The sequence below is a fragment of the Flavobacterium sp. UW10123 genome, assembly GCF_040538975.1.
Taxonomy (GTDB): domain Bacteria; phylum Bacteroidota; class Bacteroidia; order Flavobacteriales; family Flavobacteriaceae; genus Flavobacterium.
On the sequence record NZ_JBEWQE010000010.1, the window covers coordinates 38,502 to 65,013 of the forward strand.

Genomic DNA, 26,512 nt, shown 5'->3' on the forward strand with positions numbered 1-26,512 from the left:
AGGTAAACATTGTTTAAGTACCTTTACTAATCCTTAAACACTATATACTGTTAAATATATTATAAACTATTATGGCTCAAAATGTTCTATTAACAGGCGGAACTGGTTTCATTGGAAAACATTTAACAGATGTTCTCATCGAAGCCGGATTTTCTGTGTCTGTATTGAGCCGTACCGAGAGAGAAAATACTCCAAGAGTCACTTATTACAAATGGGATATCAAAAAAAACTACATTGATAAAAATGCTATTCTAAATGCTGATTACATTATCCATCTTGCCGGTGAAGGAATAGTTGAAAAAAGATGGACCAAAAGGCGAAAAAGAGCTATTCTTGAAAGCCGAATTAGACCTATAGAAATGATTTTTTCGATTTTAGAAAACAACAATAAAAAAGTAGACGCATTTATTTCCGCATCAGCTGTTGGTATTTATGGCGCTGTAACCAGTCATAAAATCTGTACTGAAGACACACCGCCTGCCGATGATTTTTTAGGCATCACTTGTCAAAAATGGGAAAACGCTGCTGATAAAATGAATTCTCTAAACATTCGAACCGTCAAAATAAGAACTGGTATCGTTTTAGGAAAAGAAGAAGGTTTTATAAAAAAGATGATTCCGACCTTTAAATCAGGTTTCGGTGCAATACTGGGTTCGGGTAAACAATATCTGCCTTGGATTCATGTAGAAGATCTATGTCAGATTTACTTAAAAAGTATTGAAGACACAACGCTAGAAGGCGCCTACAACGCATGTATAACAGATAATACAACAAATGCCCGATTTTCTAAAACATTGGCTAAATTGTTTGATTATAGTATATGGCTTCCTAATGTTCCTCCCTTTGTCCTAAAGATTTTACTCGGAAAAATGAGCATAGCAGTTTTAACTGGACAACGTGTTTCTTCAGAGAAAATTCAGAAAACTGGTTTTGAGTTTCAGTTTACCGATTTAGAAAAAACACTTATCAGCTGTGTTAAGTAATTTTCATTTTAAGGTGAGCATAGTATCTTCACTACGAATAATACCCGTCAGTTCTGTGTTAGCTGTTTTTGAAATTTTAGCCGCTATAGGAGTTGGAATACGAATGTTAAAATCGGATACTGAAATAGGAAAATCTGAAATAACCTGTATTCCTTCTGGAACTCTTTTAATCAAAGCATTCACAATAATTTCTTTTGATTTGCCTCGTAAATTCAGTTTTCCTTTTATCTGATATTGTTTTTCAACTTCATTTATATCTTTCAAATCAAATTTTTCAATCTTTCCTTTAAACACTGCTTTAGGATAGCGATTGCTTTCCATATAATTTTCGTTAAAATGCTCTTGCATAAGATTCAATTTAAAGCGAAAATCTTTGATCACAACAGTACAGATAAAAGTACTTGTTTTAGGTTCTAATAGTATGGCAACCTGTCTATTTACTGCTTTCACTTCTTCGTACAAAGGAACAGAAGCTTCAAAGTTTATTGTCCCTGTACTGGTAAAAAATTTATCTTGGGCAATGACAGAAAAGGCAGTAAAAAATAAAAATAATAAGGTAGTTGTTTTCATAATCGTCTACATTTAAACAATTATGTCATTCAATTTATTCTGATTAACCAGAAAATAAAAAAATCAGATTTTAATTAATCTGAAAAATCGAACGGCAATACTCAGTGAAAAAATTCCGTAACCCAATAATTACACTTAAAGTTACGAAATTTCTCAACGCCGAGTTCTCAGATTAATGCTAAATATTTGTGAATTTTTTTTGTGAAAAGCAAAATGTGAAAAGCAAAATGATTAAGATCTTCACTTTACCAAAGAATAAATCACATTCACAAAAAACAGAAGTTGAGTTCCTAATAATGCACAAATCAAAATCAAGATTCCGGATTCTATTCTTTGATTGAAATTCGAGTCATTTATAAATGACAATATATCTCCAGGAACAATTTCTCTAAAAAAATTAGGCAAAATAAAAACGATAAGCAAACCTATTAGGCTTATTAAAACGTGAGAAACTGTCATCCAATTTATTAAAACAAAATTTAGTTTCAGGATTCCAAAATAAATCAAAGCCAATATTCCACAAAAAAAAGAAACAAGAATCATTAAGTTTTTCCAGGAGATTACAAAATAAGTCTCATGAATATTGACTGAAATTGCTTCGTTTCCTTTGTAAAACCCATATAGTAGAAGAACTACTATTAATCCTAAAAACACAAAATAAGGTTTGCTCTGTATATAATTCATTAAAAAAACTTTTTAATAGTTAACCTTTTACTTCCGTACAAATTTCAATTAAGAAGCCATTTAAATCTCGTGCATAAGCTACGATTTGTCCCCAAGGTTTTTCTACAGGTTCTGAAACTATAACCGCACCAAAAGAAGTTGCTTTCTGCAAAACTTCTGGAACGTTATCTGTAATAAAACCAATTTCTATAGCAAATGGCTTATCTTCTAAACTGCTTTCAATAAAACCGTCTTTCAAACTTTGAGAAGCTAAATTTTTTGAAGCAAATGAAAGTGTTGTTTCTCCTGTAATTAATTCGCCATAATCACCATCTGGTGTGACAAACTTTCTCGAAAAGCCAAAAGCATTTTCATAAAACGCAATAGATTCTTCGACATTTTCAACGTATAAAATTGTATATCCAAACTTGACCATAATTTCTAATATTTAATGTGCATCAAATAAATATAAGAAAATTTAGCTAATTTCTAGAAGGACATTATATTTTTCTAAACTAGCCAGATCTTCAATCGAATTTATATTGGCCAATTTTTCGTGTTCTTCAACTTCTTTTCTTACTTCTATATGTTTTATTGCTTTTCTAAAACGTCGTATCTCTTCTAAATTGGATAAAATCAATCCTGGAACCTGAACGCTTTTCCCTTCTTTATCTTTGGCAACCATTGTAAAGTAAGATGAGTTACAATGTTTGATAACTCCTGTCTGAATATTTTCGGCTTCTACACGAATGCCGACAACCATAGAGCTTCTTCCAACATAATTTACAGAAGCTTTCATTGTTACTAATTCTCCAACTTCAATTGGTTTTAAAAAGTTAACCGTATCTACAGAAGCTGTTACGCAATAATTTCCGCTAAATTTTGATGCCGATGCAAAGGCAATCTGATCTAATAATTGTAAAATATATCCTCCGTGAATTTTTCCGCTAAAGTTGGTATGCGATGGCAACATTAATTCTGATATACTAACTTTTGATGAAGAAACGGGTTTAAAATCTGTACTCATGTTTTTGTTTTTGGTATTTTTGATTAGTTGTATTGTATTCTATATTAGTCTTTCTTCTTTCGTCCTTTCTCTTTTTACTTTCTCTTCTAATTCAATAATTCATTTTCCTCTGAATTTATGGCTCTTGCAATAATGTTATCGGGAAGCGATTTCTTTGCTTTTGCACCCATTTTTTTCAATCTTTCTACGCTCGAAATCAGATTTCCTTTTCCGTCAACCAGTTTATTCATGGCACTTTCGTATTCGGTTTTAGTATCTTTTATTTTATTTCCTATTCGGACTAAATCGGACACAAAGCCTTCAAATTTATCATATAAAGCTCCAGCTTGTCTTGCAATTTCTAAAGCATTTTCCTGTTGTTTTTGATTAGTCCACATACTGTCAATAGTTCGTAAAGTGGCCAAAAGCGTGCTTGGTGTTACAATAACAATATTTCGGTCAAAAGCTTTAGTGTATAAGGATGGATCTTCGTTTAAAGCAATCGCAAAAGCAGGTTCCATTGGAATGAAAAGTAACACAAAGTCTGGACTTTCCATTTGGTATAAATCATGGTAATTTTTACCTCCTAACTGCTCTACATGCCTTTTTATAGAAAGAACATGTTCTTTAAGAAATTCTATTTTCAAAAGTTCTGACTCTTCGTTTACCCATTTTTCGTAAGCTGAAAGCGAAACTTTAGAATCAACAATCATTTTCTTACCATCCGGAAGATTAATTACAACGTCTGGTAAAACACGATTTCCTTCAATATTGGTAAAACTCTGTTGAACTTCATATTCTCTTCCTTTTTCTAGTCCTGATTTTTCTAGGACACGTTCCAGAACCAATTCGCCCCAATTTCCTTGCATTTTGCTATCGCCTTTTAATGCTTTGGTTAGATTTAAGGTTTCTTTGCTCATTTGTGCGTTCATTTCGCTCAAGCCAATAATCTGCTGGCGAAGCGCCGCATGATAATCTATACTTTCCTTATGAGTCTGTTCGACTTTTTGTTCAAATACCAGAATTTTATCCTGCAAAGGTGTCAAGATATTTTTCATGTTTACTGTATTCTGTTCGGTAAACTTAGCCGATTTTTCTTCTAGGATTTTGTTGGCTAGATTTTCAAACTCTTTAGTAAATTTTTCCTGAAGCTCAGTGATTTCGCTTTTTTGCTCTTTATGGCGTTCCCACAAGTTTTCAAAATCCACCTCCTTTTTAGAAAGCTGAATTGCAAGACTATCTTTTTCTGTTCTGATGTTTTCTTTCTCAGAAATACTCGATTGCAATTGTTTGTGAAAATTATTCTTTTCGTTTTCAAATTGCTCTTTCAGCATTTGCAATTGAGTATTTAATGCATTTAATCTCTCCTCAGAAATAGCTTTTTCAGACTGATATTTTGATGCAGAAAGCATTCTGCCTACGTAGATTCCTGCAAAAAGCGCAACAACAAAACCTAATAAAAATGGTATATAATCAGACATAACTAAGTTAATTTTACGTAAAAGTACGCAATAATACGTAGTACTTAATTTTAAAAATAGAAATTTCACTAATTCATTTTCAAATTCAACTAAACCAACATTTTATTTTTTTTTGAAAAAAGTCTAATCCCGACGCAACCTTTTTTTAAAAGTTCTATCTACAGAATATAAACCTATTAAAATGATTATGAAAAAATTAATACTTGGCTTATTTGTAGCCTTTGGATTCAGTGCTTGTTCGCTTAATGATGGAAATAATAATTATGTAGATTGCGGAGCTAATACAGTCGTGAACTTTACTGGTTTTCCATTCTCATGTAATTATACTGTAAAGTCTCAACCAAATAACGCTGCGGCAACTATTATTCCTTCCCAAGAAAAAATGGATCAGTATTTTACAAAACATGCAAACAGTTGTCAAGTTGCAAGTGATCCAAATATTGATTTTACAAAAGAATATTTAGTTGGGATTTTTGCTGGCGCCAAACCTACGAGCGGTTATGACATCGTAATTAGCTCTATAATAGAAAATAATTGTGAGATCATTGTTAATTACTATGAAAAAGCCCCTGCTGTGGGTGAGGACGTAACGCAAACGCCTACTTATCCTTCTGATTTTGTTTTGATCCCGAAAACAACAAAAGGAGTAATTTTCAATAAAACAGTAGAAGTTGCTGACAATATAATTATTGGAAGTTTCCGCAATCAATGTACAGGTGCAGATTGCCAAAAATTTTATCAGCTTAATGAGTACAACATTTTAAAATTCTTAAATGTTGGAGCTGGTAAATATGATTTTGGACAATACAGATATACTCCGACAATTAAAAGAGGCGAATATAGTTTATTATTAAAAAGTGTTCCTGCAGAAATTCTGGCTATAAAAGGACAGACTAAAACTTATGGTTCTCCAGATGCTGAAAATCAGGGCGGGATTTATTTTGAGCTTCGTCAAGGAGCAAACGTTACCAGAATTTATATTGATAATAATGATACTGCAGATCAAAGTGCAGAGATAAAACTTTTCAAAAAAGCAATTCAGGAAAAAATTACAAGCTTAAAATAATTCTATCATGAAGAAACTCTTTTTTTCTTTTATTATCTGTTTTCTTTTTTCATCAATGATTTCTATAAATGATTCAAAAGAAACTGCAGGATCAATTATAAATACTTGGATTTGGAAAAAATCTATTGGAGGTTCTAACAACCCTTATATAGTAACACCAAAAACAATTGGATTTGCAAAGAAAATTGTCTTTACTGAAAAGGGAAGAATTATCACTTATAAAAATAATGTAGAGATTAGAAACAGTACCTACAAGATAGAAAAAGGAAAGAGTTATTTTGATCACTTAGAACATGATCTAATTACGTTTGAAGGCAAAACCTACGTCATAGAAAACCTTGACAATCAAAACCTAACCATTGTAAGCAACAGTCAAGATGGTACTCGAACTATTTTTAAAAGATAGTTTTGTACGCTATTTAAAACTATTTTTGCAAAATCAAATTTGAACCATTTCTTGAAAGACGATTTAGAAAAATATATCAAACTGTGCATGAAAAATGACAGAGAGGGACAACTGAAAATTTATCAGTTGTTCTCTCCTGTTTTATATGGTATATGTTTGAAATATATGAAGAACGAAGATGATGCGAAAGATGTTTTTCAAGAGGCATTTGTAATTGCGTTTCAGAAAATAAGTCAGTATAAATTTGAAGGAAGTTTTGAGGGCTGGCTGAAACGAATTTTTATAAACAAACTCATCGAAACTTTAAACAAAAAGAAAAAAGAGAGTTTCTTTTTAGATGTTTTTGATCCCGATACCGATTTTGTTGAAGAAGAAGAACTGGAAGCTATTCCGATAGAACAGGAAAAACTCCTCGAGTACATTCGAGATTTACCAGATCAATACCGAACAGTTTTTAACTTGTATGTATTCGAAAAACTGAAACACAAAGAAATAGCAGAACTATTAAAAATCTCGGAAGGAACATCAAAATCAAATTTAAATCGCGCCAAACACATATTACAAAAGCGAATTTTGAGCATAAAAAATTTTAAGATAGCATGAAGAAGCAGAAAATAGAAGATATTTTTTCATCAATGGAAGACTTTTCCAGTGTTCCGCCTCCAGAATTATGGAGTCAGATTGAAGAAAAATTAGAAAAACCTAAAAAGAAGAAGAGAGTTGTTCTTTGGTGGTCGGCTGCTGCATGCTTATTATTAGGGCTGCTTCTGCCTTCAATTTTACATTTTACTGATTCTGCTCAAAATAACAACCTCAACAATCGTGATTTAGAAAAAAACAGCAATAGCATTGTTCTTGACAAAAACACAAATGATAATTCTAAAAACAGAAATTTAGATCGAAATAAAAATGTCGACAAGAGAATTGATTCATTAAATGAAAACCCTACAAAGAATCGCTTCAATAACGAATCGGGAATTCAAGTTCAAGAAACTTCTGTGGCAGAAACAAACTCTAAGAACAAAACCAGCAAAAAAGATTCTAAATCTAATATTGTAGTTCCAGCAAATGCTCCGAACCAATCTGTTGCTTATCAAAATTCTGGTTCATCAGAAGAAAAATCAATTCTAAAATCTTCTAAAAAATCTAGTACAGTGGTTCCAGCAAATGCTCCGAACCAATCTGTTGCATACCAAAATTCTAGTTCATCAGAAGAAAAATCAATTCTAAAATCTTCTAAAAAATCTATTTTAGGAAATAATGTAAAACCTTCGAACAAAGGGATTTCTGAAGAACGAATTGCATTTGGAAAACAAAGTAAATTTAATTCGACTGCAAAAAAACAGCTTTCAAATTCTATTTTTGAAGAACAGCTAACTACAAAAAACAATAAAAATATTGCCTTCAACAATCAAAATTCTACTGCAAACAAAAGTTCTTTTATAAGCGGTAACACATATAATTCCAACAATACTGTTTTAGGCAAAAATGAGAATAAAAGAACTGATAAAGCAGTTATCATAAAAGACGACGTAAAAATTGCTAACAGTTTGAGCAAAACAGACTCTACACAGTTGGCCGAACTTGAGAGTTTAGAAAAAGGAATTTTAACTCCAGAAAAGAAGAAAGAAGAAAAAGAGAAAAAAGACAATCTTGTAAATAAAAAAGAAAGATGGGCAGTTGCTGTTTTTGCAGGTGTAGCAAGTTCTGAAAATACTAAAAACGATAAAACTTTAGGTAACGTAAACGATTCTAAACAATCTAATTCTTACGGTGTAAAAACTAAATATAGCATTAACAAAAAATGGGCTGTAGGTTCTGGATTAAAAATTAGTGAATTAGGTCAAAGCGTTGCCAATGTATCGTATGTAAGTGCCAAAAACAATGCTTTTTTTACTCCTGACAGTTATCCTGTTGCATCGGCTAACTCACCTACTCAAGATTACCTTCTAATTTCAAATAGCACAAAAGAAGCTTTGAAAAATGAAAACGTACAAACTGGTAAATTGGATCAAAATTTAAGATATGTAGAAATGCCACTTGAAGTCTCTTATTCTGTTTTTAATCAAAATAAAGCTAGCATTAATTTAAATACTGGAGGTTTTGTAGGTAAATTGATTTCTAACAATGTGGTTTTGGATGGACATTCTATTGGAGAAAATGTCAATGCCAATGATTATGTTTATGGCTCTACATTAAGCAGTACCGTTCAATATCGTGTGTACAAAAAAACCAATGTTTTTGTTGAACCTGCTGTAAATTATTACATCAATCCGCTAAACAGCCAATCATTCAACCAGTTCCAATGGGGATTAAATTTTGGACTAAACGTTTCTTTCTAAAATAAATTTGCGGTAATTTTCGGGTAATTTTTAGAATAGACTTTATGAATATTACCATTGGTTCATCTGATTTAGAATTGAGTAGGGAGAGATTTTTTGATGAAGCTAATTTGCAGATAACTTATTTACAAAAGGAAAGTGAAAGTGAGGAGTATAGTGCATTTCGTTTTAAGTTAAACAATAAGAACATTTGTTATAGAGAAGCAAAAATTACTCCGACCAAAACAGGACAATTTGTTACATTATGGAAACGAAATCAATCAGGAACAATTGAACCTTTTGATTATTTAGACGATATTGATTTTGTTATTGTGACTGTTCGAAAAGATCAGAATTGGGGACAATTTATTTTTCCGAAAAAAACATTGTTGAAAAAAGGTATTTTTTCGACCCAAAGTAAAGAAGGAATAAGAGCAACAAGGGTTTATCCTCCTTGGGATGAAACAACAAGCAAACAGGCGCAGAAAACGCAGAAATGGCAATTAGATTATTTTTTCAATTTTTCAGATCAAAGTAAAATTGATTTAAAGGAATTGAAAAAAATATTTGTATAAAAAAGGCAGTTTTAAAAATGACTGCCTTTTCCCTTTTATAGATAAACGTTTTAAATAATATTCAAAAAAACAAAGAATAAAAAAGCAGTAAACTTTCGCTTACTGCTTTCCCTAATTCAAAATAGTATTCTCTAAAAAAATATTAAACCGCGGTATAACCTCCATCGGCAATAATATAGCTTCCTGTGGTAAATGATGATTTATCAGAATTTAGAAAAACCACCAATTCTGCAACTTCTTCCGCAGTTCCTAAACGGTTCATTGCAGATTTTGCTGCAACGGCCTGCATCATTTCTTTATTTAAATTATCTTTTAAAAGTGCTGTTTCAATATAACCTGGTCCAACTGCATTACAACGAATATTTTTCTGAGCATATTCTACTGCAATATTTTTAGTCAAACCAACCACACCGTGTTTACTCGCTGTGTATGCAACACTATTTGGTGCCGCAACTTGTCCGTGAATTGAGGCAATATTTACAATGCTTCCACCACCGTTTTTCTCCATTTGTTCCAATTGGTAACGGCAGGCATAAAAAACACCGCTTAAATTAAGTGCAATAACTTTATCCCAAGCTTCTGGCTCGTATTCTCCAGTTGGTTTTGCCGGTCCTCCCATTCCTGCATTGTTGCAGGCAATGTCCAATCGGCCGTATTTAGAAACCGTCACCTCAACCATATGTTTATTGTCGGCCGCGCTCGACGAGTCTCCTTTTACGAAAAAAGCTTCTCCGCCCTTTTCCTTTATCACTTTTACAGTTTCTTCACCGTGTTCTACATTTATATCTGATACTACTACTTTTGCTCCTTCTCGAGCGTAGGCTTCTGCCACTGCGCGTCCGATTCCTGAACCACCGCCAGATACAAAAGCTACTTTATTTTCTAAAAGTGCCATTTTATATATGTTTTTAAATTGATTCCTCTAATTTACGAAGATATCAACCGATACAGAAGCTTTAAAATGAGTTTACAATAACATTAACGCCAACCGCTAATCTTATGTTATTTAGCATTAAATTGACTACTTTTTATTTAAAATTTCGTAGCATCTTATTCATCTTCATCCAATTTCATATTCCCGCGATCTTTATGACTTTCTGGATTTGAATTTGGATATCTATTTGGGGTTATATCAGAATTTCGGTCTTTATTCTCAACTGTTTTATTTACCTCTTCTTCTGTTTCGACGCCGCGATTTGCATTTGGGTTATGAGGATTTACTTGATGAAGCGCTTTATTAATATCCTCATTTTCATTTCGAGCACGTTCAACAATCTTTTTATCACCATCTACATCTGTTACCAATTCTTTATTCAGTTTGGCATCTTTTAGCTCTTTATCGTGCGAAACGTTTTTTCCTTTAGATTCATCAATGTTTTTCTGCGTTCCGTTTATCTTTTTTGTTCCTAAATTATTCGTTTCCATGGCATTATTGTTTTTACATTCAATTTTATAATATTACGAATTCTAACTGCGAAAAAATTATGACTTCATGTTGCTTTTCTTTTATAATTGCCATCTGATTTTTTATTTATTACCTTTATTCAAAGCAACTTAACAACCTTAAATTATTTATGAACTTCTTCAAAATCAAAACCAGCTGGTCCAATTCTGAATTTATCTTGATCAAACTTTGTATGGCTTCTGCTTATATTTTAATTGGCAGTTACTTTCATGAATTTTTCCAAAACTATTATTCAGTTTTAATCGTCATTTTTGTTGTTACCGTAATCTGGTTTATTTTTCAATGGCTTAAAAAAATGAAATCACAAAAGCTGTAATGGTTTTAATTTTAGGAAAGAAACTATCTTTGCAAAAAATTAAAAATGCATCGACACTTCATTCTTTTTAAACCTTACGGCTATTTGAGCCAATTTATTTATGAATTAAAAAGAAAGAAAAAGCTTTTGGGCGAATTGTACGATTTCCCAAATGGAACAATGGCAATTGGAAGATTGGATGAAGATTCTGAAGGATTGCTTCTTTTGACTACTGATGGAAATATGAGCGAACTAGTTCGAAGTAAAAAGGTTGAAAAAGAATATTACGTTCAGGTTGACGGAATAATTACACCAGAAGCAATTGAACAATTACAAAATGGTGTCGAAATTGGACTTGACGGCGGAAAATACAAAACGAAACGCTGCAAAGCATCTATCGTGACCGAAATTCCAGATTTTGGAGCGAGAGCCAAAAAGATAAGAGACGAACGTCATGGTCCAACTTCTTGGGCATCCATCACAGTAAGAGAAGGAAAATTTCGTCAGGTTAGAAAAATGACCGCTGCAGTTGGTTTTCCAACACTGCGTCTCGTTCGCGTTCGAATAGGAAATGTATATTTGCAAAACCTAAAATCAGGCGAAGTTTTGGAAGTTTCCGATTTCGAATTAGATAATTAGAAAATGTGACAATTAGATAATTTCCAGAAACCCATAACTTATAATTCATAATTCATAACTAAAAAAAGATGTTAAACGTTGTTCTCGTAGAACCAGAAATACCAAATAATACCGGAAATATCGGTAGATTGTGTGTAGGCACAGAAAGCCGTCTTCATTTAATTCATCCTTTCGGATTTGTGATTAATGACAAAAACTTAAAACGCTCTGGATTGGATTACTGGGTTCATCTTGATGTTACAGAATATCAAAACGTAGAGGAATGGATTGCTCAGATTCCAGATCATTCTCGCGTATTTTTGATGAGTTCGCATTCTGATAAATCTTATTTAGAAAACGATTTTCAAGATGGCGACTGGTTGGTTTTCGGAAAAGAAAGCGTTGGTTTGAGCGCAGCATTTATGGCAAGATTCGAAAATCACTTAACGATTCCGATGTCACCGCTTATTCGCAGTTTTAATATTGCTAATTCGGTTGCTTTTGTGGTTGGAGAAGCAAAGAGACAGATTGGATTGAAAAAAGTTTAATCGTTTATTTGTTTAACTGTTTAATCGAAAAAGCTTCTTCTGAAAACGGGGCTTCTAGCCCTGATGGAAGCGTCATCCTTTTGTGGCGGGGTTCGCCACAAAAGATATAGCGGACAGCAGGATTGGCTCCTAACAAAACTAACTCACTATAAACTTCCCTTTTTCAGCATCAAAAATGATATGCTCGTCTTTGAATAAATTGCTGAAACTCCCATTTGAGATTAAATTACAAGGCTGATCTTGCACTATATTTTCTGGCGTCATCATAATCATTTCATCGCTTAACTGAATAGCTAAATCAATATCGTGCGTCGAAAACAAAATACATTTTTGAGTTTCTTGTGTCAGTTTCTTTAATAATTTGAATAATGAAACTTTATGCAGTAAATCAAGATGAGTTGTAGGTTCGTCTAGAATAATTAACGGTGTATCCTGTGCCAAAGCTCTCGCAATTAATACTTTCTGCAATTGTCCATCACTTATTTGAAAATGCTTTTTTGATGCTAAATGTTCGATTTGTGTCAAACTCATTGCTTCATGAACTTTTAAAATATCTTCATTAGATAATTTATCTACCCAATTGGTATAAGGTTGGCGACCCAAAGCTACTAACTCAAAAACAGAAAGATTACTTGGCGGTAATTTTTCTGTTAAAACCAAACTTAGATTTTGTGCTAGTTCTAAAGGCTGAAAGTCTGAAATATTTCTTTCATTCAAATATACCTTCCCAGATAAAGGTTTCTGAATTCCGGTAATGGTTCTCAATAAAGTTGACTTCCCAATTCCGTTTGCTCCTATTAAAGTAATTAATTTACCCGCTTCCAGACTAAGATTAAGATTCTCTGCAATTGTCGTAACACCTTTCTTGGATTTGTATCCAATATTTAGATTTGAAGTTGTTAAGATGTTTTTCATTTTTAAAGGTGCTAAGATTCTGAGATACTAAGGTTCTGAGTTTTTTCTTTATCTAATAATTAAAAAAATCTGTGTTAATCATTTTAATCTGTAGGTAAAAAAAATATTAAAAATTTCTTTTTCTAACCAAAAGCCAAATTACAACTGGCGCACCAATTATAGACGTGACAGCATTTATTGGAAGCGTGACATCAAATCCTGGCATTTGCGAAACAATATCACAAAACAGCATTATTATGGAACCAAAAAATAAAGTGCTCCAAAACAAAATAGTGTGATTACTCGTCTGGAAAGTCAATTTTGCAATGTGTGGTACCGCTAAACCTACAAATGCAATAGGTCCTGCAAATGCTGTAATAGCTCCTGATAATATACTCGTTGCAAAAATGATGACTAATCTAGCTTGTTTAAAATTCAATCCCATACTTTTTGCATAGTTTTCTCCAAGAAGCAGGGCGTTTAATGGTTTGATACTTTTGGCGCTTAAAACCAATCCGATTCCAACACAGAAAGTTAAAATTACAATAGTTGTCCAAGAGAGATTTCCGAGATTCCCCATTGACCAGAAAGTAAATTTCTGTAGCTGTTCTGCTGTACTAAAATAAGTTAGGACACTGACTATTGCAGTGGTAAAACTTCCGAACATTAAGCCTACAATCAAAATTGCCATTGTATCTCGCAATCGCTGCGAAACGACTAAAACCAAAAATAAAACCAATGTGCTCCCTAAAGTAGATGCTAAAACAATTCCGTAAGAAGACAATGCAATCACACTCAGAAAAGAAGGAAGAAATCCAGCTCCTAAAATTACAAAAGCAACACCTAGACTTGCGCCAGAACTCAGTCCTAAAACATAAGGTCCTGCAAGCGGATTTCGAAACAAAGTCTGCATCAAAAGTCCGCTCATCGAGAGTCCCGTCCCAACTAAAACCGCAGTAATAGCTTTTGGTAAACGGTAATTAATGATAATATATTCCCAAGTCGATTTTGTTGCCTGACCTCCAGTTAAACTTGCTATAACATCTTTTAACGGAATTGTAACCGACCCTAAACTAATGCTTGCAAAAAACATTAGAAAAAGCCCTAAAGTCAAAACAACAAATAAAATGGTATTTCGTTTTTTATTCGCCAATTTAATTCAGTTTTGATGCAAAAGTAAATTCATAACCAGCCAATAAATCGGGATGAAAAATCTTGATATAATCTTTTAAAACTAAATCGGGACGGCTTGGTGCTAATTCGTAATAAACTGTCCCTCCTGTTGCTCCCATCTTTCCTTCAAAATTATATACACTTTTGTTTTTGAAAGCATCAAATTCTGAATAATGCGGATTTGCTTTTTGTAATTCTTCTAAACTTTTAAAAGATCCTGAAGCAATCCAAACATTAGCTGTCTTCGCTTTATCTAAAACTTTTTCAAAAGACAAACCTTCACTTCCAGTTCCTTTTAAATCAGCCCATAAATAATTCGATTTTGCATCCTGCATAAACTGCGCTACCCAGCTGTTTCCTTTGGCAACGTACCAAACATCTTCGTACATTGAACCATATAACACTTTTGAAGTTGCAGGTTTATCTTTAACTAATTTTTTAGCTTGATTATAACTTTCTACGATTTTATCAAAAAGCTCTTTTGCTTTGTCTTCTTTTCCAAATAAAGCTCCATACAATTTAATCCATTCAGCTTTTCCCAACGGAGACTGTTCCATCCAATCGCCCTGAATTAGCACTTTTAAGCCGCTTTTTTTAAGATTATCCAACATCGGATTATTATTATCGACACCAAAAGTAACAATCAAATCTGGTGACAATTCTATTAACTGTTCGATATTCAATTTTTCATTTTGTCCAACGTTTTTCACAGAACCTTTGTCAATTAATGCTCTCGTTTTTTCTGAAGAAATATAATCAGTGTGCGGAAATCCGATCAATTTATTCTCAACTTCCAACATTTCTAAAAACGGAATATTTGTTGTTGAAGTTACCACAACGGTTTCTAACGGAACTTTTATAGCAGAATATTTTTTTAAACTGTCTGGAATTTGTGAGTCTTTTTCCTCTAAAATGTAAGTGAATTTTCCTTTAGCATTTGGCCACGGATTAATCACATTTACAATCGAATAGCCTTCTTTTTTTATAATTGAAAGTCCAGATGCATATTCGATACTTTCTGCCGAAACATTAGATTTTACAGTAGCTTGCGTTTCATTTTTTTTGCAGCTAATTACTAAAAGAAGCAAAAAAACGACTGGTAATTTATGGAAAAAATATTTCATATTTTGTGTTTTGTATGGTCACAAAGGTAAACCAATTTCTATTTTTTTTGTTTACCTTTATTCGTACAAATTTAAACAAATAGCCTTTTATTTAATGAGTGCACCAAAAACAAAAATTTGCTCCAGTTGTGAAGCCGCTTTTTCATGCGGAGATATTTCACCTGAAAATAAGTGCTGGTGTAATGATTACCCTCCTATTTTCAATCTTTCAGAAGGAGGCGATTGCCTTTGTCCTGTGTGCTTTAAGGAAGCTTGCGAAGATAAAATTGATGCTTATATCGAAACCGTAACTCCAAAAAAAGCTCTTAACAATAAAGCAATGTTTTTACCCAAAACCGACAATTTAATTGAGGGCATTGACTATTATATCGAAAATGGGAATTATGTTTTTAAAACCTGGTTTCACCTAAAAAGAGGAACCTGCTGCGGAAATAATTGCCGACATTGCCCGTATTAATTGTTAATTATAAATTGTTAATTGTTAGTTATGAAAAATAACATTGTTAGAAATAAAAGCTTTGATTTTGCCATAAGGATTGTTAAACTTTATCAATATTTAAACAATAATAAAAAAGAATTTATCCTTGCTAAACAACTTTTAAGATCTGGCACTAGTGTTGGCGCAATGATTCGAGAAGCCGAACATGCTGAAAGTAAAAGTGATTTTATTCATAAATTTGCAATTGCTCAAAAAGAAGCTAATGAAACTGTCTATTGGCTAGAATTATTAAAAGCCACTGATTATCTCAACGAAAAAGAATTTGAAAACATTTATAATGATGCAATTACAATACTAAAATTAATAACTAGTATACTTAAAACTTCCAAAAAACAATCAGAAGTAAAAAAATTAACAACTAACAATTAATAATTAACCATTATCCATAATGATTTACTTAGTAACTGGCGGTGAACGTTCTGGAAAAAGCAGTTATGCTCAGAAACTTGCTTTAGAACTTTCCAACTCTCCTATGTATGTAGCAACTGCCCGAAAATGGGATGCTGATTTTCAAAATCGAATTGATCGCCATCAGCAGGAAAGAGACGAACATTGGACAAATATTGAAAAAGAGAAATATTTAAGCGAAATTGATTTCTCAGGAAAAACTGCCTTAATTGACTGTGTAACACTTTGGCTAACTAATTTTTTTATTGATAATAAAAATGATGTTGCTATTAGTTTAGAAGAAGCTAAAAAAGAATTTCTTGCCATTGCAAAATACGAAAACTCGAATATCATTATTGTAACAAATGAAATCGGCATGGGCGTTCATGCAGAAACTCACATTGGAAGAAAATTTGTTGAGCTTCAAGGCTGGATGAATCAATTTCTTGCTGCAAATGCTGACGAAGTTGTACTGATGGTTTCTGGAATTCCAGTTAAAATAAAAGGTTAAATCCCAATACAAAAATTCCAAATTCTAATAAATTGAAACGAAATTCGAAGTTTTAAACTCCAAATTTCAAAGCTATGCTTTACCTTTACTAGAATCTTTCCATTTTCAGCTTTGGAATTTGGAATTTAAAAAATTGGAATTTAAAGAAATGAGCCATTTAGACGATATATTAAAATCACGCCGCGACACACGACATTTTACAGCCGATGAAGTTCCTGATTATGTAATTGAAAAAGCTTTACAAGCGGGACATTGGGCGCCTTCTGTGGGACTGACTGATGCGACTAGATATTATATCATTAAATCTCATGAAGTTAAAAGTTCTATTAAAAATCTCTTTTTAGATTACAACAAAAAAGCTGAAGAACTAACCGACAATCCAGAACAAAAAGAACTTTACAGATCACTAAAACTCGAAGCAATCGAAGAAGCTCCAATCGGACTTATAATTGCTTATGATCGCTCGGTTTTAAATCAGTTTACGATCGGGACAATTGGCAGCAATGAAGCAGTAAAATTCAGTTCGGTTTGTGCCGCTCAAAATATTTGGCTTTCACTTACAGAGCAAGGTTACGGAATGGGTTGGGTTTCGATTCTCAATTATTATCAGTTTAAAAAAATCTTAGATTTACCCGAAAACATAGAACCTTTGGGTTATTTCTGTATCGGAAAACCCGCTACCAATTACAACAATCAGCCAATGCTGCAGCAATTGCATTGGAAACAAAAAGCGGAAGCTCCTATTTGTGTTGAAATTAGTGAAATTCATCATACTAAAGTTCCTGATTTCGATTTAAAATCAGAAAACAAAATTCAAAACAAATCTGACTTTCATACTCTTTTACAAGACAAAATAGATTCTAAAACCAAACCTGTTGGTTCTTTGGGAACATTGGAATCTTTGGCTTTTCAAATGGCAACGGTTTTCGAAACTTTGAATCCAAAAATCATAAAACCAAATATCGTAGTTTTTGCTGCAGATCACGGAATTGCAAATCATGGTGTAAGCGACTATCCGCAAGATGTTACACGACAAATGGTCAATAATTTCCTGGATGGTGGCGCTGCCATAAATGTTTTTTGCAATCAGAATAATATTGAATTATCCATTGTAGATTCGGGTGTTAATTATGATTTTCCGACAAACGCAAAATTAATCGATGCAAAAATCGCTAAAGGGACACAATCTTTTCTGCACGTTCCTGCAATGAGCGAATCTGAAGTTCAATTGTGTTTGGAGAAAGGAAAATTGATTGTTGAAAACATTGCTAAATCTGGTTCAAATTGTATCGGTTTTGGCGAAATGGGAATTGGAAATACCTCAACCGCTTCGGTTTTGATGAGTCTTTTAACCGACTTTCCTATCAAAGAATGCATCGGAAAAGGTACTGGAGTTGAAAACGAAAAATTGCTTTTAAAACAAAATTTACTCCAGAAAGCAATTGAAAATTATTCCGGTCAAGCCGAATTAATGGCGCAACTCTCCTATTTTGGAGGTTTTGAAATCCTTCAAATGGCTGGAGGAATGCTAACTGCTTTTGAAAATAAAATGCTGATTCTTGTTGACGGTTTTATTTGTACTGTTGCCTATTTAATCGCTTTTAAAATAAATCCGAACATCAAACAAAATGCTGTTTTTTGCCATTGCTCTGCAGAAAAAGCGCATTCAGAATTATTAAATCATTTAGGAGCAAAACCTATTTTAAATTTAGATTTGCGTTTGGGAGAAGGAACGGGCTGTGCTGTAGCTTTTCCTATTTTAAAATCGGCTGAGGCTTTTTTAAATGAAATGGCTAGTTTTGAAAGCGCGGGAGTAAGCAGGAAATAACTTTCTTTTTAAATTTAAAGTTTATAACTTTGAATTTTTAAATATCATATATGCCTTTTACAAAAGTTTACATTCACTGCGTTTGGAGTACAAAAAATAGATTCCCATTTTTAAATTCTATTGATATTCGTAAAAAAGTATGGCATCACATACAAGAAAATGCTTCAAAGAAAGAAATCTATCTTGATTTTGTTAGTGGGTATTCTGATCATTGCCACTGTTTAATTTCATTAGGAAATAATCAAACCATTCAGAAAGTGATACAGCTCTTGAAAGGAGAATCTTCGTATTGGATTAATAAAAATCAATTAACAAAAGATAAGTTTGAATGGCAGGATGAGTATTTTGCAGTTTCAGTTTCAGAATCAATTGTAGATAAGGTTCGGGATTATATTAAAAATCAGGAAAAGCATCATAAAAAGAAAACATTTCAAGAAGAATATGATGAATTTATCATCAAATTTGGATTTAAAAAACCTTAAAAAAAATTGGCTAAAGCCCTTTTTAAAATGTCTATAAATACACCAACATCTAAAGATGTTGGCAATTCATCGAAATCACATTTTAAAATTTTACTCTTGAATTGCCTCCAGATTTATCTGGAGGTTATAAATTTTCTCATAAAGAAGGCTTTAGCCAAATAATGGTAATCAAATGAAATGTGAAGAATTTATTGTCAATTTTGGATATAAGAAATCTCAATAAAATTTGGCTAAAGCCTTTCTAAATGTCCATAAATAAACCAACATCTGAAGATGTTGGCAATTCATAAAAATCATATTTTAAAATTTTATTCTGAATTGCCTCCAGATTTATCTGGAGGTTATAAATTTGCTACTAAAGAGGGCTTTAGCCAAATAATCACAATCAAATGAAAAAAGAACTACACATTTTCTTCACCTGCTTAATGTTTTACACCAGAATTCCATGTCCAAAAAACATTACGCATCATCCAGATTATTTAAATAAAGCCACAAGATATTTTCCTTTTATTGGATGGATTGTTGGAAGTATTTCTTTTATTGCTTATTGTCTATTTGCCTTATTTCTTTCATCAGAAATTGCTGTTATACTAGCGATTATTGCTTCTATTTTAACAACAGGAGCCTTTCACGAAGATGGATTTGCTGACGTCTGTGATGGTTTTGGCGGAGGCTGGACTAAAGAAAAAATCTTAATGATTATGAAAGACAGCGCCATTGGTGCTTACGGAGCAATCGGGTTGGTTTTACTTTTTCTATTAAAATTCAAACTGCTATCAGAATCTATTTCATTATTCAACGATTTTGAGCCTATAGCCGTTTTTAAAATTTACCTTTTGTTCATTTCTTCTCATTCACTAAGTCGTCTAGCAGCAATCAGTATTATTTTCACACATGAATATTCTCGTGAAGATGCCTCGAGCAAAAGCAAACCGATTGCAAAACAATATACTTGGAAAGAAGTTTTTGGCTCTTTCTTTTTTGGTTTGATTCCGTTACTTGTATTTTCTTATTTCAATTTGAAATTTATTCTTGCTATAATTCCTGTTTTTATAACTCGATATTTTTTAGCACGTTATTTTCAGAAATGGATTGACGGTTATACAGGAGATTGTCTTGGAGCGACACAACAGGTTTGCGAAGTGGTATTTTATTTAAGTATTTTATTTTTATGGAAATTTATTTAGTTCGCCATACCGAAACTGTCTGCGAAAAAGGAATCTGTTACGGACAATCAGACGTTGATATTGCAGTTCCATTTGATGAAATTTTCGGTAGAATTATTTCAGAACTTCCTTCAGAGGCAATTATATTTTCTAGTCCGTTAAAGCGCTGTGTTATTTTAGCAAAACACATTCAAGAAAATATTAAAACCATTTCTTATCAGGAAGACGAACGTTTGAAAGAGATGAATTTTGGAGATTGGGAATTAAAAAGCTGGAACGAAATTCCATCAGAAGAACTTAATCCGTGGATGGAAGATTTTGCAAACATAAAAGTTTCAAACGGAGAATCTTTTCTCGAACTGCATGAAAGAGTTGGTGATTTTTTATCTGATAGCATTTCAAAAACAAATCAGCCAATTGTAATTGTTGCTCACGCTGGAATCATCAGGAGTATTTTATGCCATCAGAGTTCTCTACCTTTAAAGGAAGCTTTCAATAATAAAATTGATTTCGGAGAAGTTATAAAAATCGATTTTTAGTGCAAATAATTTATAATTTTTCATGAAACGTAAAACAAATTTGAATAATCAATATTTTTAACTTTATCTTTGCAGCAAATTAAGGTTGTGTTTTTGATTTAAAAAATGCATTAAAAGGGAATCAAGTATAATTCTTGAGCTGTACCCGCAACTGTAAGCTAAGTTCATAACGAATGCTTGCTGTTAACTACAAACCACTGTCACGCCCCGCGCGATGGGAAGGTAAACAGCAAGACGCAAGCCAGGAGACCTGCCTTTATAACAATTTATCGAACTCTCGGGAAAAAGAGTGAAGGAATTATGACTTTAAAACGACTTCTTGCTTTTTGTTCATTTCTAATGTGCCAGATTATTTCGGCGCAGAGCGATTCTATTACCAGTTTGAAAGAAGTGTTGGTTTCAGACAAAAACTTAAAAAATTATTCGGTTTCACAATCTGTTTTAAAACTAAATGATTCTGTTATTGGCAAAAACGAAGCTCTTTTAACCGATTTATTAAACTTCAATTCTACGATTTATTTTAAAGAATATGGACGTGGAATGTTATCAACTGTCGCTTTTAGAGGTACTACTTCTTCTCAAACAGCAGTAATCTGGAACGGAATAAATATTAACTCTCAAATGAACGGAAGTACCGATTTTAATACTATTTCGGGTTCTGATTATAATTCGATAAGTGTAAAAGCGGGCGGCGGAAGTGTTATTTACGGTAGCGGTGCTGTTGGAGGAACTGTGCATTTAAATAACGATTTGTTATTTTCTAATCGTTTTGAGAATAATTTAAGACTAGATTACGGCAGCTTTAATACGATTGGAGTGAATTACAAAACTTCTATTTCTAACAAAAAATGGAGTGCTCAAATCGGACTTTCAAAAAACAGTTCGACAAACGATTATAAATATTTAAATCAGTACAACTGGAAAGGCGAACAGCGCTGGAACCAAAATGGTCAATATGATGTTATTACACTAAGTGCCAATGCTGGCTATAAAATTAATGCCAAAAACATTCTAAAATTATATACCCAAAGCTCAAATACAGATAGAAACACTTCTTTAGTTTCCGAATCGGAAATGAAAAGCAAATATGTTAATGGTTTTAACCGAAACTTACTAGAATATGACGGTAACTTCGGAAAGTTTACGACCAATTTAAAAACTGCTTATATTTTTGAGAACTATCAGTATTATGCGGATAATTCTAGCAATATTTATACTTACGGAAAAACTGAAAGCTTTATTACAAAAGCAGATTTAGGATATGAATTATTCAAATCATTGCAAGTCAATGGAATCTTAGATTATAATCGAACGAAAGGATATGGTTCTGGTTTTGGAGATAATACAAGAGAAATAAGTTCTGCTGCTTTGCTTGTTAAACAGGATGCATCAGCTAATTGGAAAAATGAATTCGGCATTCGAAAAGAATTTACAGACAATTATAAATCTCCTGTTCTGTTTTCTGTTGGTTCTTCTTATCAGTTTGGAAAACTATATAATTTGAAGCTGAATGCATCACGAAATTTCAGGATTCCAACTTTTAATGATCTGTATTGGGAAGAAGGCGGAAATCCAGACCTAAAACCTGAAAGTTCTTATCAGGCAGAAATAGGCAATGTTTTTACTTTTCAAAATTTCAATATTACTCAGACCTTTTATTACATGAAAATAAAAGATTTGCTGAGATGGGTTCCTGGAACAAATGGTATTTGGATGCCGCAAAATACTGACAAGGTAAATAGCTATGGAGCAGAAACATTGTTGGGTTGGAAAAAAAGTTTTGGCAAAAACAACCTGACAGCAAATGCAACTTATGCTTATACAGTTTCAGAGAATGTTGAAACTAAAAAACAGTTGTTTTTTGTCCCTTTTAATAAAGTTACAGCTTCTGTTGCCTATTCAAGAAAAAACATTTCTGCCTACTATCAATTTCTTTATAATGGTTTTGTTTATACACAATCTGACAACGATCCTGAGAAAATTGTTAACGCCTACAATGTATCAAACGTTGGAATTGATTACGATTTTAAACTTTTGTCTTCTTTCAAAGTAGGATTTCAGGTTTTAAATCTTTGGAATACATTTTATCAAAGTCTAGAATATAGACCAATGCCAGGAAGAAATTTTAATTTGTACTTAAACCTTAAATTTTAATATAATGAAATTAACTAGATTATTTTTAGTAGCACTTAGCGTTTCGCTTTTTGTTTCTTGTTCTAATGACGACGCCCCGAATGAAGATCACTCTAATGATCCAAAAGGAGTTTATGATAATGGAATTTTTATCTTAAATGAGGGAAATTTTACTGATGGAGGTTCTGTTTCTTTCATTAGCGACGATTTAAACACTTTCACAAAAGATGTATACAATACTGTAAATGGTTCTGATTTTGTTGGAAAATATCTTCAAAATATATTTTTTGATGGAGATAAAGCATATATCATTGCTGGCGGTTCTAATGTTATAAATGTAGTAAACCGTTACACATTTAAACTTGAAGCAAAAATTGAAACTGGCTTAATTACTCCAAGATATGGTGTTGTAAAAGACGGAAAAGCTTATGTAACCAATGCTAATACGTATTGGTCTAAAACAAACCCAGCTGGTAATACCGATGATTTTATCGCTGTAATCAACTTAGCAACAAATAAAGTAGAATCTACAATTGCTTTAAACACAACTGCTAACCATATTGAAATTTACAACAGTAAACTTTATGTAACTGAACCATTTAATAACGATAAATTACTTGTAGTAAATCCAACGACAAACAAGCTTGAAACTTCTGTAGCTATTGGTCGAGGAGCAGATACAATGGAAATTAAAGATGGTATTTTATACACTATTAGAAGCGCAAGCGGGGAAAGAAGTGAAATTGTAAAAGTAAAATTATCTGACAATTCTATCAGCAAAATTACTTTCCCTGAATCTCTTGATGGAGTTAGAAACTTAGACATTTATAATAATAAAATATACTATACCCTAGAAACTGCGGTTTACTCAATAGATTACACAGCAACATCAGCTTCTACAACACCAATTTTCCAGTACAGCTCAACTTCAGAATATGGAAAAATGTACGGTTTTGCGGTAAAAGATGATAAAATCTTTATTGCAGACGGTGGGGATTTTGCTTCTAGCAGCAAAGCATACATTTATAATTTAAGCGGAAGTTTATTAAAAGAATTAACTGTTGGTTTAGGTCCAAACGGATTCTACTTTAACGATTAATTTATTCTTAGAATTAGTTTTTGTTTTTTTTTTATGGAAAAGGCTTTCATTTCTGAAAGCCTTTTCTATTTATTGTATTTTAGTTTTTTGGATCATTTTGAAAATACATTCCGTGTCTTAATCCATTTATGATTTTTGAATCTGTCAAATAAGGTGTATTTGGTGCAGAATCATCAAAAGTTCTTTTGGCAGTGGTTCCCGTAATTTTTGAAATAGCCAAATTAAGCAAAGGTTCTGAAGCATCTCCTAGAACGCCATAAGTACTTACTCTTTCGTACTGCTGATAAGTAGGCTGTAAACCTTGCTGGTAATCACCAAAACCTGCAGAATTTGAGATTTTAAAAACCAGAGGTTGCATTGCATATTTGTGATTTGGGTTTATTCCTTTTTTAGTAAACAAAGTTTCAGAATCATAAATTGTATACGAACCAACATTTTTACCTGTTGTAGTTTCTCCAACCTGAACTACATTTATATAAGGTTTTAATCCGTTAATAACCAATTCGCTGGCAGATGCCGTGCTTGCAGTAGTAATAATATAAACTGTAGTTAAATTTAAACTGTTTAATGGTTTATCGTCAATATTGTTTACAAATCTGTAATTCAAACTTTCCAAATTTTCAGCAGTCATATCTTTCATCCACTTTGTATTATACTGCGTTTTGGCAAAAATTTGATTATCAAACTGTCCTGTAATCATACTAGAAAGTCTTATAGCTGAAGTCACTGCTCCTCCTCCGTTGTATCGAAGATCTAAAATCAAATCTGTAATTCCTTGAGATTTTAATTCGCCAAAAGCCTGATTTAATTTATCGTCATAACCTGAATAAAAACCGTTATACATTAAATAACCAATTTTACGCCCTCCAGAAGGAATCACTTTATTAATGAAAATAGGGTTTTCTTCTAAAACAGTTTTAGTCAAATCAACCGATTTTCCATTTAAAACATAACCGCTACCATTATAATCGGCCAAGTTTAGCGTATAGCTATCCTTATTGAACAATAAATCTTGATAATTTGAAACAGTAAGTTTTACTCCATTCACACTTGTAAATAAATCACCACGTTTAATTGCTTTAGTCGAAGCATCTGAATTTGGAATAATATATCGTACAAAACCAACCACATCATTTGACCCTGAAGCTACGCGACTCAGCCTAAAATCGACTCCGTTATTTTTTGTAACACCGCTTAACTCTTGTTCTAAAACAGTATAATCGTCAACAATCCAGCTGAAACGATCAATTGCATCACCGTTTGGATATTTGCTCACTGGCTTATTCAATAAATCTTCAAATAAATCCTCAGGCTTAGAATATCTTCTTAAAAACTGATTAAAATCGGGCTGGAGATTACGGCCATCGGCTAGATTTGGCACATCTTGCTGCCACAAGTAAACTTCGTTCAATCCTCTCCAAATAAAATTATTGACCTGCAAGTCTGCTGGAGCTGCAACATCATCCTGATCTTCACAAGATTGCAAAGAAAATGCGAATAAAAAGAGAAAAAGAACACTCTTTAAAGTTGTTTTCATATCGTGTAGGTTATCTATATTTTGAATAAACGTAAAAGTAGTATCTTTAGTTTTAGCTTTGTCTCTAAAGCAGTATTTTTTTTACATAAAAAATATTTTCTTTTTTGCTGTAACAAATATAATTGTGTCTCGTCTTGAATATATAAGCTAACGATTAACCATCAGATTAATGAACCAAGTTGTATTTATAGAATTAATAAATCCTTTTAAAGACAAAGTTTTTCGTCTGGCAAAAAGATTGCTTACTAGTACTGAAGAAGCAGAAGATGCAACTCAGGAAATAATGGTAAAATTATGGAACAAAAAAGATAATCTTGAAAGTTATAATAGTGTCGAAGCACTGGCCATGACAATGACTAAAAACTATTGTCTCGATCAGCTAAAATCTAAAAGAGCCAGTAATCTGCAGATAGTCCATAATAATTTTACCGATCGGCAGCCGCAATTGGACAAAAAACTGGAAGATCAAGACAGTTTAGAATGGGTTGAAAAAATTATAAACGAAATGCCCGAACAAATGCAATTATTAATTCAGCTTCGGGATGTTGAACAATATGAATTTGAAGAAATAGCCAAAATCGTAAATATGAACGAAACCGCAATACGAGTGGCACTTTCAAGAGCGAGAAAAAAAATTAGAGAATCAATGACAAATACACACCTTTATGGAACTAAATAAAATAGAAGAGATATTAGAAAAATACTTTCAGGGAGAAACTTCTATTGCCGAAGAAAATCAATTAAAAGAATACTTTTCTTCATCAAATGTTGCGCAGCATTTGGAGCAGTACAAACCTATGTTTGGCTATTTCTCTCAAGCAAAAGAACAGAAATCGACGTATGAGATTCCACTACAAACCAAGAAACGAAATGTGGCGTGGCTATCGATTGCAGCTTCTGCTGTTGTTTTGCTAGGAATCGGAACTTACTTCTTTATTAGCGAAAAAAATGATACTACTGCAGTAGCTTCGCAAACCGAATTAGGAACTTACGATAATCCCGAAGAAGCGCTAAAAGCAACTCAAAAAGCTTTGGCGTTACTATCAAGCAATGTTAATGTAGGTATTGAAAGTGTACAATACATTAAAGAATATGAACAATCAAAAAACAAAATTTTTAAACAGTAAATTAAATAAAAAAATC

Annotated in this window: 30 protein-coding genes and 1 riboswitch; of the genes, 19 read left to right on the forward strand and 11 right to left on the reverse strand. The window is 32.6% G+C overall.

The features are described from left to right. The first annotated feature begins 71 nt into the window (after positions 1-71). Positions 72-983 carry a TIGR01777 family oxidoreductase gene (locus tag ABXT06_RS12770; RefSeq protein ID WP_354591094.1) on the forward strand — a complete coding sequence of 304 codons (912 nt, stop codon included), beginning with the start codon at positions 72-74 and terminating at the stop codon, positions 981-983. Positions 984-986: 3 nt separating this feature from the next. On the opposite strand, the gene ABXT06_RS12775 is transcribed toward ABXT06_RS12770, so the two are convergent. From ABXT06_RS12775 to ABXT06_RS12795, 5 genes are all read right to left on the reverse strand, one after another. Continuing rightward, positions 987-1,553 (reverse strand): YceI family protein, encoded by a 567-nt coding sequence (locus ABXT06_RS12775; RefSeq protein WP_354591095.1) that lies wholly within the window; start codon positions 1,551-1,553, stop codon positions 987-989. A 240-nt stretch (positions 1,554-1,793) separates the two neighbouring features. Beyond that, a complete protein-coding gene (locus ABXT06_RS12780) occupies positions 1,794-2,237 on the reverse strand; it encodes a hypothetical protein (protein WP_354591096.1) in 444 nt (147 codons plus the stop codon). A gap of 19 nt (positions 2,238-2,256) precedes the next feature. Further along, positions 2,257-2,652, reverse strand: coding sequence for a VOC family protein (locus ABXT06_RS12785; protein ID WP_354591097.1), 396 nt, complete (start codon positions 2,650-2,652; stop codon positions 2,257-2,259). 42 nt (positions 2,653-2,694) lie between these two features. Continuing rightward, on the reverse strand, positions 2,695-3,243 hold the full coding sequence (locus ABXT06_RS12790; protein WP_308070811.1) for an acyl-CoA thioesterase: 549 nt from the start codon (positions 3,241-3,243) through the stop codon (positions 2,695-2,697). Positions 3,244-3,329: 86 nt separating this feature from the next. Continuing rightward, positions 3,330-4,703, reverse strand: a complete 1,374-nt coding sequence (locus tag ABXT06_RS12795; RefSeq protein WP_354591098.1) for a DNA recombination protein RmuC — start codon at positions 4,701-4,703, stop codon at positions 3,330-3,332. Positions 4,704-4,890: 187 nt separating this feature from the next. Between ABXT06_RS12795 and ABXT06_RS12800 the strand changes: the two genes are divergently transcribed. From ABXT06_RS12800 to ABXT06_RS12820, 5 genes are read left to right on the forward strand one after another with little or no spacing between them, the layout of a single operon-like run. Continuing rightward, a complete protein-coding gene (locus ABXT06_RS12800) occupies positions 4,891-5,769 on the forward strand; it encodes a protease complex subunit PrcB family protein (RefSeq protein ID WP_354591099.1) in 879 nt (292 codons plus the stop codon). Between the two features lie 7 nt (positions 5,770-5,776). After that, positions 5,777-6,175 carry a hypothetical protein gene (locus ABXT06_RS12805; RefSeq protein WP_354591100.1) on the forward strand — a complete coding sequence of 133 codons (399 nt, stop codon included), beginning with the start codon at positions 5,777-5,779 and terminating at the stop codon, positions 6,173-6,175. A 51-nt stretch (positions 6,176-6,226) separates the two neighbouring features. Next, positions 6,227-6,778: an RNA polymerase sigma factor gene (locus ABXT06_RS12810; protein ID WP_354591101.1), complete on the forward strand. Its 552-nt coding sequence runs from the start codon at positions 6,227-6,229 to the stop codon at positions 6,776-6,778. After that, positions 6,775-8,517: a hypothetical protein gene (locus tag ABXT06_RS12815; protein ID WP_354591102.1), complete on the forward strand. Its 1,743-nt coding sequence runs from the start codon at positions 6,775-6,777 to the stop codon at positions 8,515-8,517. Before ABXT06_RS12810 ends, ABXT06_RS12815 begins: the two co-directional genes overlap by 4 nt. Before the next feature lie 44 nt (positions 8,518-8,561). Then, the gene (locus tag ABXT06_RS12820) at positions 8,562-9,071 is read left to right on the forward strand and encodes a MepB family protein (protein WP_354591103.1); all 510 of its coding nucleotides are present in this window, start codon (positions 8,562-8,564) and stop codon (positions 9,069-9,071) included. 142 nt (positions 9,072-9,213) lie between these two features. On the opposite strand, the gene ABXT06_RS12825 is transcribed toward ABXT06_RS12820, so the two are convergent. Continuing rightward, positions 9,214-9,966, reverse strand: coding sequence for an SDR family NAD(P)-dependent oxidoreductase (locus ABXT06_RS12825; protein WP_202006121.1), 753 nt, complete (start codon positions 9,964-9,966; stop codon positions 9,214-9,216). 155 nt (positions 9,967-10,121) lie between these two features. Then, on the reverse strand, positions 10,122-10,496 hold the full coding sequence (locus ABXT06_RS12830) for a hypothetical protein (RefSeq protein WP_354591104.1): 375 nt from the start codon (positions 10,494-10,496) through the stop codon (positions 10,122-10,124). A gap of 401 nt (positions 10,497-10,897) precedes the next feature. Between ABXT06_RS12830 and ABXT06_RS12835 the strand changes: the two genes are divergently transcribed. Beyond that, a complete protein-coding gene (locus ABXT06_RS12835) occupies positions 10,898-11,470 on the forward strand; it encodes a pseudouridine synthase (RefSeq protein WP_354591105.1) in 573 nt (190 codons plus the stop codon). A gap of 68 nt (positions 11,471-11,538) precedes the next feature. Continuing rightward, the gene (locus tag ABXT06_RS12840) at positions 11,539-11,997 is read left to right on the forward strand and encodes a tRNA (cytidine(34)-2'-O)-methyltransferase (protein WP_354591106.1); all 459 of its coding nucleotides are present in this window, start codon (positions 11,539-11,541) and stop codon (positions 11,995-11,997) included. Positions 11,998-12,135: 138 nt separating this feature from the next. Here the strand turns inward: ABXT06_RS12840 and ABXT06_RS12845 are convergent, their stop codons facing one another. The 3 genes from ABXT06_RS12845 to ABXT06_RS12855 form a co-directional block, all read right to left on the reverse strand. Further along, positions 12,136-12,912 (reverse strand): ABC transporter ATP-binding protein, encoded by a 777-nt coding sequence (locus tag ABXT06_RS12845; RefSeq protein WP_354591107.1) that lies wholly within the window; start codon positions 12,910-12,912, stop codon positions 12,136-12,138. A 106-nt stretch (positions 12,913-13,018) separates the two neighbouring features. Next, on the reverse strand, positions 13,019-14,044 hold the full coding sequence (locus ABXT06_RS12850) for an iron chelate uptake ABC transporter family permease subunit (RefSeq protein WP_502909030.1): 1,026 nt from the start codon (positions 14,042-14,044) through the stop codon (positions 13,019-13,021). A gap of 1 nt (position 14,045) precedes the next feature. After that, the gene (locus ABXT06_RS12855; RefSeq protein ID WP_354591108.1) at positions 14,046-15,188 is read right to left on the reverse strand and encodes an ABC transporter substrate-binding protein; all 1,143 of its coding nucleotides are present in this window, start codon (positions 15,186-15,188) and stop codon (positions 14,046-14,048) included. A gap of 94 nt (positions 15,189-15,282) precedes the next feature. On the opposite strand from ABXT06_RS12855, the gene ABXT06_RS12860 reads away from it, so the two are divergent. The 9 genes from ABXT06_RS12860 (at position 15,283) to ABXT06_RS12900 (ending at position 23,832) form a co-directional block, all read left to right on the forward strand. Continuing rightward, the gene (locus ABXT06_RS12860) at positions 15,283-15,645 is read left to right on the forward strand and encodes a C1orf53 family protein (protein ID WP_354591109.1); all 363 of its coding nucleotides are present in this window, start codon (positions 15,283-15,285) and stop codon (positions 15,643-15,645) included. A gap of 30 nt (positions 15,646-15,675) precedes the next feature. Beyond that, complete coding sequence (locus ABXT06_RS12865; protein WP_354591110.1) at positions 15,676-16,056, forward strand: four helix bundle protein; 381 nt, start codon at positions 15,676-15,678, stop codon at positions 16,054-16,056. A gap of 19 nt (positions 16,057-16,075) precedes the next feature. Beyond that, positions 16,076-16,585: a bifunctional adenosylcobinamide kinase/adenosylcobinamide-phosphate guanylyltransferase gene (gene cobU, locus ABXT06_RS12870; RefSeq protein ID WP_354591111.1), complete on the forward strand. Its 510-nt coding sequence runs from the start codon at positions 16,076-16,078 to the stop codon at positions 16,583-16,585. Between the two features lie 133 nt (positions 16,586-16,718). Further along, positions 16,719-18,413, forward strand: coding sequence for a nicotinate-nucleotide--dimethylbenzimidazole phosphoribosyltransferase (cobT, locus tag ABXT06_RS12875; RefSeq protein ID WP_354591112.1), 1,695 nt, complete (start codon positions 16,719-16,721; stop codon positions 18,411-18,413). Between the two features lie 50 nt (positions 18,414-18,463). After that, positions 18,464-18,895 (forward strand): IS200/IS605 family transposase, encoded by a 432-nt coding sequence (gene tnpA / locus ABXT06_RS12880; RefSeq protein ID WP_354591113.1) that lies wholly within the window; start codon positions 18,464-18,466, stop codon positions 18,893-18,895. Between the two features lie 389 nt (positions 18,896-19,284). Further along, the gene (locus ABXT06_RS12885) at positions 19,285-20,082 is read left to right on the forward strand and encodes an adenosylcobinamide-GDP ribazoletransferase (RefSeq protein WP_354591114.1); all 798 of its coding nucleotides are present in this window, start codon (positions 19,285-19,287) and stop codon (positions 20,080-20,082) included. Then, positions 20,067-20,600 (forward strand): alpha-ribazole phosphatase, encoded by a 534-nt coding sequence (cobC, locus tag ABXT06_RS12890; protein WP_354591115.1) that lies wholly within the window; start codon positions 20,067-20,069, stop codon positions 20,598-20,600. Before ABXT06_RS12885 ends, cobC begins: the two co-directional genes overlap by 16 nt. Positions 20,601-20,665: 65 nt before the next feature. Beyond that, positions 20,666-20,872, forward strand: a riboswitch (cobalamin riboswitch). Positions 20,873-20,900: 28 nt separating this feature from the next. After that, the gene (locus tag ABXT06_RS12895) at positions 20,901-22,754 is read left to right on the forward strand and encodes a TonB-dependent receptor plug domain-containing protein (RefSeq protein ID WP_354591116.1); all 1,854 of its coding nucleotides are present in this window, start codon (positions 20,901-20,903) and stop codon (positions 22,752-22,754) included. A 4-nt stretch (positions 22,755-22,758) separates the two neighbouring features. Beyond that, on the forward strand, positions 22,759-23,832 hold the full coding sequence (locus ABXT06_RS12900) for a YncE family protein (RefSeq protein ID WP_354591117.1): 1,074 nt from the start codon (positions 22,759-22,761) through the stop codon (positions 23,830-23,832). Between the two features lie 79 nt (positions 23,833-23,911). Here the strand turns inward: ABXT06_RS12900 and ABXT06_RS12905 are convergent, their stop codons facing one another. Next, a complete protein-coding gene (locus ABXT06_RS12905; RefSeq protein WP_354591118.1) occupies positions 23,912-25,369 on the reverse strand; it encodes a GFO_1087 family putative carboxy terminal peptidase in 1,458 nt (485 codons plus the stop codon). Positions 25,370-25,538: 169 nt separating this feature from the next. Here ABXT06_RS12905 and ABXT06_RS12910 point away from each other — a divergent pair, with 169 nt between their 5' ends. Together ABXT06_RS12910 and ABXT06_RS12915 are read left to right on the forward strand one after the other, a co-directional pair. Beyond that, positions 25,539-26,048, forward strand: coding sequence for a GFO_1088 family ECF-type sigma factor (locus ABXT06_RS12910; RefSeq protein ID WP_354591119.1), 510 nt, complete (start codon positions 25,539-25,541; stop codon positions 26,046-26,048). Continuing rightward, positions 26,035-26,496: a PG0215 family putative anti-sigma factor gene (locus tag ABXT06_RS12915; protein ID WP_354591120.1), complete on the forward strand. Its 462-nt coding sequence runs from the start codon at positions 26,035-26,037 to the stop codon at positions 26,494-26,496. Before ABXT06_RS12910 ends, ABXT06_RS12915 begins: the two co-directional genes overlap by 14 nt. Positions 26,497-26,512: the final 16 nt, after the last annotated feature.

Coding starts and splice junctions, on each gene's coding strand:
- ABXT06_RS12770 (WP_354591094.1), top strand. CDS start 72: ATGGCTCAAAATGTTCTATTAACAGGCGGAACTGGTTTCATTGGAAAA.
- ABXT06_RS12775 (WP_354591095.1), bottom strand. CDS start 1,553: ATGAAAACAACTACCTTATTATTTTTATTTTTTACTGCCTTTTCTGTC.
- ABXT06_RS12780 (WP_354591096.1), bottom strand. CDS start 2,237: ATGAATTATATACAGAGCAAACCTTATTTTGTGTTTTTAGGATTAATA.
- ABXT06_RS12785 (WP_354591097.1), bottom strand. CDS start 2,652: ATGGTCAAGTTTGGATATACAATTTTATACGTTGAAAATGTCGAAGAA.
- ABXT06_RS12790 (WP_308070811.1), bottom strand. CDS start 3,243: ATGAGTACAGATTTTAAACCCGTTTCTTCATCAAAAGTTAGTATATCA.
- ABXT06_RS12795 (WP_354591098.1), bottom strand. CDS start 4,703: ATGTCTGATTATATACCATTTTTATTAGGTTTTGTTGTTGCGCTTTTT.
- ABXT06_RS12800 (WP_354591099.1), top strand. CDS start 4,891: ATGAAAAAATTAATACTTGGCTTATTTGTAGCCTTTGGATTCAGTGCT.
- ABXT06_RS12805 (WP_354591100.1), top strand. CDS start 5,777: ATGAAGAAACTCTTTTTTTCTTTTATTATCTGTTTTCTTTTTTCATCA.
- ABXT06_RS12815 (WP_354591102.1), top strand. CDS start 6,775: ATGAAGAAGCAGAAAATAGAAGATATTTTTTCATCAATGGAAGACTTT.
- ABXT06_RS12820 (WP_354591103.1), top strand. CDS start 8,562: ATGAATATTACCATTGGTTCATCTGATTTAGAATTGAGTAGGGAGAGA.
- ABXT06_RS12825 (WP_202006121.1), bottom strand. CDS start 9,966: ATGGCACTTTTAGAAAATAAAGTAGCTTTTGTATCTGGCGGTGGTTCA.
- ABXT06_RS12830 (WP_354591104.1), bottom strand. CDS start 10,496: ATGGAAACGAATAATTTAGGAACAAAAAAGATAAACGGAACGCAGAAA.
- ABXT06_RS12835 (WP_354591105.1), top strand. CDS start 10,898: ATGCATCGACACTTCATTCTTTTTAAACCTTACGGCTATTTGAGCCAA.
- ABXT06_RS12840 (WP_354591106.1), top strand. CDS start 11,539: ATGTTAAACGTTGTTCTCGTAGAACCAGAAATACCAAATAATACCGGA.
- ABXT06_RS12845 (WP_354591107.1), bottom strand. CDS start 12,912: ATGAAAAACATCTTAACAACTTCAAATCTAAATATTGGATACAAATCC.
- ABXT06_RS12855 (WP_354591108.1), bottom strand. CDS start 15,188: ATGAAATATTTTTTCCATAAATTACCAGTCGTTTTTTTGCTTCTTTTA.
- ABXT06_RS12860 (WP_354591109.1), top strand. CDS start 15,283: ATGAGTGCACCAAAAACAAAAATTTGCTCCAGTTGTGAAGCCGCTTTT.
- ABXT06_RS12865 (WP_354591110.1), top strand. CDS start 15,676: ATGAAAAATAACATTGTTAGAAATAAAAGCTTTGATTTTGCCATAAGG.
- cobU (WP_354591111.1), top strand. CDS start 16,076: ATGATTTACTTAGTAACTGGCGGTGAACGTTCTGGAAAAAGCAGTTAT.
- tnpA (WP_354591113.1), top strand. CDS start 18,464: ATGCCTTTTACAAAAGTTTACATTCACTGCGTTTGGAGTACAAAAAAT.
- ABXT06_RS12885 (WP_354591114.1), top strand. CDS start 19,285: ATGAAAAAAGAACTACACATTTTCTTCACCTGCTTAATGTTTTACACC.
- cobC (WP_354591115.1), top strand. CDS start 20,067: ATGGAAATTTATTTAGTTCGCCATACCGAAACTGTCTGCGAAAAAGGA.
- ABXT06_RS12895 (WP_354591116.1), top strand. CDS start 20,901: ATGACTTTAAAACGACTTCTTGCTTTTTGTTCATTTCTAATGTGCCAG.
- ABXT06_RS12900 (WP_354591117.1), top strand. CDS start 22,759: ATGAAATTAACTAGATTATTTTTAGTAGCACTTAGCGTTTCGCTTTTT.
- ABXT06_RS12905 (WP_354591118.1), bottom strand. CDS start 25,369: ATGAAAACAACTTTAAAGAGTGTTCTTTTTCTCTTTTTATTCGCATTT.
- ABXT06_RS12910 (WP_354591119.1), top strand. CDS start 25,539: ATGAACCAAGTTGTATTTATAGAATTAATAAATCCTTTTAAAGACAAA.
- ABXT06_RS12915 (WP_354591120.1), top strand. CDS start 26,035: ATGGAACTAAATAAAATAGAAGAGATATTAGAAAAATACTTTCAGGGA.